This window comes from Kitasatospora sp. NPDC091257 (assembly GCF_044757675.1).
Classification (GTDB): domain Bacteria; phylum Actinomycetota; class Actinomycetes; order Streptomycetales; family Streptomycetaceae; genus Kitasatospora; species Kitasatospora lactacystinica.
Map to the genome: position 1 here is coordinate 1 of NZ_JBIVVI010000420.1, position 6,805 is coordinate 6,805.

Sequence of the window (6,805 nt, forward strand, 5' to 3'; positions counted from 1 at the left end):
CCAAAGCGAGCAGCAAGAGTTCCTCGGGAACAGTTCTGCGGCTCTTGCCCATCCAAGCCTCCCCGCGTGGATGAGAGACAGGGTGACGCGTGCACCACGGCGTGGCCGCGCCCCCGGCCGATCATCCACTTGTTGACCGGGACGGTCAGCGCGAACGCCAGGGCCAGCGAACCCGCCAGCGCCACCCAGAACAACAGGTCGCCGAGGCCCGCGTCCATCGCCCCCGGGACGGTGACCATCACGGTGTTGTCGATCAGCTCCATCACCAGGATCGAGACGGTGTCGGCGGCCAGCGCGACCTTGACCGCGGCGCCGACGTCGAGGCCGGCCTTCAGCACGCCGCGCATGGTCAGCGCGTAACCGAAGACGAAGGCCAGCAGGATCGAGAGCACCACGGTCGCGCCGTTGTGCAGGCCGAAGGCGGTGCCGAGCACCATGCCCAGGATTTCGCCGATGGCGCACCCGGTGAGGCAGTGCAGGGTCGCCTGCGCGGCCGTCCGCCAGCCGGCTCCGCCACCGCCGCCGGCCTGGTGGTGGCCGCCGTGGGCCTGCTGGCCGTGGTGGCCGACATGGTCGTGCCCGTGCCGCTCATGGTGTCCGTGGTGCTCGTGAGCGGCGTGCTGCCGGTCGGCCCGCTCCTGGCGCTCGTGCTGCTCGGGGTGTGCCATGTCGTCCTCCACGCGCCCCGGCGCCCCGTTCGGCGCCGCTTCCCTCGCTCCGTCACCGTCGAACATATACCCCCCTGGGGTATCTGACAATCCCGTTCCGACGCCCTCTTCCCCTGTGCACCCGTCCGTGTTCCGATGAAGGGCATGGCAGACGAACGACGCGCGGGTTACGACGGAACGGGTGAGGGCGCGATCAGCCCGGACGGCTGCGCCGTCGAGGTGTGGAGCCGGCTCCCCGTGGGCGACGCCCCGGACGTGATCGAGGCCGCGGTGCCGCCCGGTGCGCGCATCCTCGAACTCGGCTGCGGCGTCGGCCGGATGACGCACCCGCTGACCGATCGAGGCTTCGCCGTGACGGCCGTGGACGAGTCCCCCGACATGCTGGCCCGGGTCCGCGCGGACGTCCGCACGGTGCGCAGCCCGATCGAGGAGCTGGACCTCGGCGAGCGCTTCGACGTCGTCGTACTCGCCTCCTTCCTGGTGCACGCCGGTGATGTGACGGTCCGCCGGGGCCTGCTGGAGACCTGCCGCCGCCACGTCACCGAGGACGGCTGCGTACTGGTGCAGCGCGAGGGCGAGGACTGGCACCGGAACGTACCGCGGGAGAGCGCCATCGGCCCGGACGCCCGGGCCCGGCTGGTCTCGGCCACGCCGGTCGGCGACGGCGTCAACTCCGTGCGCTTCGAGTACGTTTTCCCGGACGGCACCTGGACGCAGACCTTCCTGTCCCGCCCGCTCGACACGGAGGCGTTCGAGCGGGCGCTCGCGGAGGCCGACCTGGTGGTCGAGCGCTACCTGACCGCGGACCGCACCTGGGTCCGGGCCCGGCCGGTGCTCTAGACCCAACGCCGGGCGGGCTCCGGAGCGGCGGCGGGCTTGTGCGCAAAGCCGCGACAAAGGGTGAACAAAGAACCGTCACCTTCACCCCGTACCATCAGCCGCGCGCCGGGCTCGCGCGCGGCCCGCGGGCCGGGCGGGTCACGGCGGCCCCGCATGCCCTTCCGACCCGCAAGGACCCGCCCATGCCGCCCCTGCCCCACGCCCGACGGATATCCCCGGCGGGTGCCCGGTGATCGACTGGTTCCACGGGGCCGTCCTCGGCCTGATCCAGGGCCTCACCGAGTTCCTGCCGATCTCCTCCAGTGCCCACCTGCGGGTCTTCTCCGCCCTGTTGGGCTGGGACGACCCGGGCGCGGCCTTCACGGCCGTCACCCAGCTCGGCACCGAGACGGCGGTGCTGATCTACTTCCGCCGGGACATCGCCTCGATCATCAAGACCTGGTCGCTGTCCCTGTTCCGGCCGGCGCTGCGCTCGGACCCGGACGCGCGGATGGGCTGGTTCGTGATCATCGGCACCCTGCCGATCGGCATCCTGGGCAAGCTGTTCCAGGACACCATCGAGACCCACCTGCGCGACCTGCGGATCATCGGCACCACCCTGATCGTCTTCGGCCTGGTCCTGGCCTTCGCCGACCGCACCCGGGCCGTCCGCCACGCCCGTCCGATCACCGACCTCACGCTGCCGCACGCGGGCATCTACGGTTTCGCCCAGGCGCTGGCGCTGATCCCGGGTGTATCCCGCTCCGGCGGCACGATCAGCGCGGGCCTGCTGCTCGGCTACAGCCGGGAGGCGGCCGCCCGCTACTCCTTCCTGCTCGCCATCCCGGCGGTGCTCGCCTCCGGGGCGCTGGAGCTGTTCAAGATCGGTGAGGGTCCGGCGCCGGCCTGGGGGCCGACCATCCTGGCCACCGTGATCGCCTTCGTGGTCGGCTACGCGGCGATCGCCTGGTTCCTGAAGTACATCTCCAGTCACAGCTTCATGCCGTTCGTGGTCTACCGGGTCCTGCTCGGCGTCCTGATCATCGGACTGGTCATCGGAGGCGTGCTGACCCCGGACGCGGGCGCGGTGAAGTAGAACCGGATTTCAGTACGAGGACCCGCGGAAACGAGTGGGCCGGGACACCGTGTCGGTGTCCCGGCCCACTGAACGTTGTGGGCCGACCCTAACGCCCGAACTCCCGGGCGGCGGTCAGTCGGCCGCGCACGGCGGCGTGGACCTCGGCCTCCTCGGCCGGGTCGGCGGCGAGCCTGCGCAACCGCTCCAGCACACGCGCGTCGCCCGTGGTGGCGACATGGCGCGCGGCGAGCTCGCGCGTGGACTCCTCGCAGTCCCAGAGGCACTCGACGGCGGGCCCCTCGGGGAAGTGCACGTCGGTCGCGGCCAGCGCCTGGGCGGCGCGTCCGCGCAGCTCGGAGGAGGCGGCCTCGCCGTAGATGTGGCGCAGGACCGGCACGGCGTCGGCGGCGGCCAGCCGCCCCGCACCGTCCACCAGCGACCCGAGCCCGGTACCGCTGACCCCGCGCACGGAGATCCAGTGGCGCAGCCCGGCCACCACCAGCGGCGCGTCGGCCGGCTCCCCGGCGTCGGCGAGCAGCTGGACGGCGGCCTCGCCGAGCGCGCTGTCGGCGCCGCCGCTGGCCGGGTCGGCCCAGCGCCGGGCGTGGACCAGCACCTCGGGGCCGCGCATCCGGCCGAGCAGTTCCAGCGCGGCCCGGACGATCCGGTCGTCCACGTCCGCGGCGGCGGCCTCGATGAGCCCGACGGCGGCCGGGTCGCGCTGCTCGACCAGGTGGCGCAGGGCGGCCCGGCGCGCGCCGGGGAGGCCGTCGCGCGCCGCTTCCAGCAGCAGCGGGCGGTCCTCGGGCCGGACCACGGCGGTCAGGCAGCGGGCGGCAGCGGCGGCGCGGCGGTCCACCGCGTCGGGGCCGGACGGCGCGTCGGTGCCGCGTGCGGGCTCCCCACGGCCGTCGGGGCGGCCGAGGAAGGCGCCGACCCCGAGGCCGCCGAGCTCGCCCTGGTCGGCCCAGGCCAGCACGTCGGCCGTGGACCAGCCGGGGGTGACGCCGCTGCGGTTGATCTGGCGCTGCCACAGGTCGAAGGGTGACTGCTCACTGGCCGCGGCCACTCTGGGGTGGTAGGCCGCCCACAGCCGCCAGGGCCGGGGCTCGTACGCGTTGCGGATGAACTCGCGCAGCTCGGCGTCGCCCTCGGGGCCCGGCGCGAAGTGGTCCAGGACGGCGGTGCCGAGCAGCAGCAGGCCGCGGTCGTCGTCCCGCAGGGCGAGCTCGTCGAGGGCCCAGGACCAGTTGGCACCGGTGGCGGCGTACTCGCGCAGCATCAGCAGCGCGTCGCGCCGGCCGTACGCGGCGAGGTGGCCCAGGACGGAAAGGGCGAGGCCGGTGCGGCTCTCGTCGTCGGTGACCAGGTCCTCGGCGGAGTGGAGGTGGTCCTCGATGCCTTCGAGGGGGGCTTCCAGGTCCATGTAGATGCGGGCGTAGTAGAGGGAGCGGCTCTCGACCTGCCAGTCGGCTCGCGGGTCCCTGGTGACACACTCCTCCAGCGCGGCGATGGCCTCGGCACGGTCGGCGGCCAGCGCGTGGAGCTGCCCGTCACCACGGCCTCGCTGAAGGAGGCCTAGGAGGCTGGCACTGGGTGCTATCACTGGCTCGAACATGAGGTCAGCATCCGTTGCGGCGGTCGGAGTGGCAACGGGATTTCCGTCGCCGGGGTCTCTGGTCGGTACTGCGGTGGGCGCCCGGGCGCCGGAATCACCGAAGGTTACCGCCTCGGGCCCCGGTCCGCACACAGGGCGACGAAGGCTCCGGCCACAGTGGCATATGCCAGAGGAATTTTGCCTGCGTTCTGTCCAAATCGCCCGCAAGGGTGACGACGCTGTGCGACAGTCTTCTCACTGTCCGAACGGCTCGCACCCCACGGGCCGTACCCGAGCGATGGGTTCGCCATGAACATGCCCTTAGGCGCCACCCGCCCGCCGGGAGCCGCCGCGGTGGACGGCGCCCCGACGGGCGGGAGCGGCACGGTGCACGGCACCGCGGCGGACGTTCCCGGCACCGCGGGCGGAAACGGTGCCGGCGACGGCACGGGCGACGCCGGCAGCGGAACGGACGGCAGAGTGGACGGCACCACGCAGGAGCCGTCCGGCCGCTACCTGGACAACGGCGGCGGCCACGGCGGAATCGACGACGGTCTGCTCGGCTCCGCCGCATGGGACCTGCTCACCGACGGGATCCACTGGAGCCCGGAGACCTACCTCCTCCTCGGCTGCGACCCGGACCACGGCCCGCTCAGCCTCGACCGGCTGCCCGACCGCCTCCCCGAAGCGGACCGGCCGCTGCTGCGGCGGATGATGACCGACGCCCTGGTGCACGGCCGCCACGCCGCCGGCACCCTGCGGGTCCGCCGCCCCTGCGGACGGCACGACGGCGTCGAGTGCGCGAGCGAGCCCGTCCTCGGCACGGACGGCACCGTGGTCGCCCTGCACATGCTGCTCCGCCCGGCCCCGTCGCTCTGACTCCGACGGACGCGCGCCCGCGTCCCCGGGGCGCACCCGCCGGGGGCCACCCGGGAGCCCGTCAGGTCAGCCGCCGCCGGTTCTTGGCGTCCGCCGCCCGCAGCTCCCGGCCCAGCTCCTCCCGCAGCTCGTCCACCACCGCCAGCCCCTGGTACTGCGCGGTCAGCCGGTACATCTCCCGCAGCCGGTCCCAGGTCCGGTGCGAGGAGTTCTGGCCGATCAGGTTCAGCACCATCTTGGCCTGGAACCGTGCCGCGTCCGGCTCCCCGGTGATCAGGTGCACCGACGCCAGGGTGATCCGGTCGAACAACGCCGAACGCAGCTGCCCGGTGCCCTCCCGCAGCGTGATCACCCGCTCCGCGTGCCGACGGGCCTCGGCGGCCGCCGCCGGGACGTGCTCCGACAGCGTGCGCAGCACCAGGGCCTGCATACCGCGCAGTTCGGCTTCGTCGAACACCTGCATCCACGAGGGCGGCGGCTCCGACGCCTCCTCGCCGAACAGGTCCTCGGCCTCCCCCAGCAGCCGGTAGGTGTCCTGGGAGTGCCCGATCGACGCGTGCGCCCACGCCTCGACGGTATTGAGCATGGCGCGCGTTCTGGGCAGCAGCCGCCCGCCGGCCGCCTTGGCCGCCGACATCAGGTCGAGCGCGTCGTCGGCCCGGCCCAGGTGCACCATCTGCCGTGCGGCCCGGGAGATCGCCTCACCCGCCCGCGGCCGGTCGCCGGCCTCCTTGGCCGCGTCCGCCGCCATCATGAAGTACTTCTGGGCGGTGGGCTCCAGGCCCACGTCGTGCGACATCCAGCCCGCCAGCACCGCCAGGTTGGCCGCGACCAGCCACAGCCGCTGCTCGACCGCCGGTGCGTGCCGGTGCGTCAACAGCCCGCCGACCTCGTTCAGTTGGCCGACCACCGCCTTGCGCTGCAAGCCGCCGCCGCGGGCGGCGTCCCAGGCCCGGAACACCTGCACCGAGTGCTCCAGCGACTCCACCTCGTCGAACCCGACCGGGCCCGCGTCGTACACGTCCACCACCGGGTGCGCTCCGCTCCCGGTGACCACCTGTCGCGGCCCGGGGACGGACGCCGCGTACGCGACCGCGTCCCCTCCCAGCCAGCCCTTCAGCGAGTCGGCGATGACCGCCCCGGCCGTGAGCGCGGCTCCGGCGCCCACCAATCCACGTCGGTTCAGCATGAGGTCCATTCCCGTGAACTCGGTGAGGACCGCGGCTGTTCGATCCGGCGACCACGGGACTGCTCCGGACGTGTCCGCTCCGGACCTGGTGGGCCGGTGTCGTTCCAGACCGAGGTCCTCAGTGGTGACGACACGGCCGAGCCGCTCCGTGAACACGGCCGCCAGCACCCTCGGCACCGGATCGCGCGGGATCTCCCCCTGCTCGATCCAACGCCGTACCCTCGACGTGTCGGTGGACAGCTGCAGCTGACCCATCGCGGCACCCCGACGGTTGACCAGCCGCGCCAGCTCGCCCTTCGACCATCCGGTCAGGACGAACAGATCGGCCAGTCGGGTGTTGGGTTCCCTGCTCAATGAAGCCCCCAGGTTCCTCGGCTGATCCGAGGCTAGAGGCTCGGGCAAGTGCCGGGCGAGCATTCGCCACCGTTCGCCAGGGCCCGCCAGACTACTAAGCCAGTGCCCGACGGGTGTGTTGTAGGGGTGCGCCACCTCGCCCCCGGGTCGGGCGGCGTCCCACCAGCGTCGGGGCTGTCCCCCCGACGGTGGCGCGGGGCGCTCCCGGTCCTCACCCGAGG

Annotated in this window: 5 protein-coding genes and 1 pseudogene; 3 read left to right on the forward strand and 3 right to left on the reverse strand. The window is 73.2% G+C overall.

Going from position 1 to position 6,805, the window contains the following annotated elements:
- Positions 1 to 86: 86 nt before the first annotated feature.
- Positions 87 to 668: pseudogene (locus ACIQOV_RS20250) on the reverse strand (DUF4396 domain-containing protein); the annotation flags it as partial.
- A 144-nt stretch (positions 669 to 812) separates the two neighbouring features.
- On the opposite strand from ACIQOV_RS20250, the gene ACIQOV_RS20255 reads away from it, so the two are divergent.
- Together ACIQOV_RS20255 and ACIQOV_RS20260 are read left to right on the forward strand one after the other, a co-directional pair.
- On the forward strand, positions 813 to 1,508 hold the full coding sequence (locus ACIQOV_RS20255) for a class I SAM-dependent methyltransferase (RefSeq protein WP_380545885.1): 696 nt from the start codon (positions 813 to 815) through the stop codon (positions 1,506 to 1,508).
- Positions 1,509 to 1,740: 232 nt separating this feature from the next.
- Positions 1,741 to 2,583 (forward strand): undecaprenyl-diphosphate phosphatase, encoded by an 843-nt coding sequence (locus tag ACIQOV_RS20260; protein ID WP_380353153.1) that lies wholly within the window; start codon positions 1,741 to 1,743, stop codon positions 2,581 to 2,583.
- 88 nt (positions 2,584 to 2,671) lie between these two features.
- On the opposite strand, the gene ACIQOV_RS20265 is transcribed toward ACIQOV_RS20260, so the two are convergent.
- Entirely contained in the window at positions 2,672 to 4,183 is a 1,512-nt protein-coding gene (locus ACIQOV_RS20265) for a HEAT repeat domain-containing protein (RefSeq protein WP_401050252.1), read from the reverse strand.
- Positions 4,184 to 4,471: 288 nt separating this feature from the next.
- On the opposite strand from ACIQOV_RS20265, the gene ACIQOV_RS20270 reads away from it, so the two are divergent.
- Positions 4,472 to 5,041 (forward strand): hypothetical protein, encoded by a 570-nt coding sequence (locus ACIQOV_RS20270; RefSeq protein ID WP_401050255.1) that lies wholly within the window; start codon positions 4,472 to 4,474, stop codon positions 5,039 to 5,041.
- A gap of 61 nt (positions 5,042 to 5,102) precedes the next feature.
- Here ACIQOV_RS20270 and ACIQOV_RS20275 read toward each other — a convergent pair whose 3' ends face one another.
- Positions 5,103 to 6,584 (reverse strand): hypothetical protein, encoded by a 1,482-nt coding sequence (locus tag ACIQOV_RS20275; protein ID WP_401050257.1) that lies wholly within the window; start codon positions 6,582 to 6,584, stop codon positions 5,103 to 5,105.
- Positions 6,585 to 6,805: the final 221 nt, after the last annotated feature.

Coding starts and splice junctions, on each gene's coding strand:
- ACIQOV_RS20265 (WP_401050252.1), bottom strand. CDS start 4,183: ATGTTCGAGCCAGTGATAGCACCCAGTGCCAGCCTCCTAGGCCTCCTT.
- ACIQOV_RS20270 (WP_401050255.1), top strand. CDS start 4,472: ATGAACATGCCCTTAGGCGCCACCCGCCCGCCGGGAGCCGCCGCGGTG.
- ACIQOV_RS20255 (WP_380545885.1), top strand. CDS start 813: ATGGCAGACGAACGACGCGCGGGTTACGACGGAACGGGTGAGGGCGCG.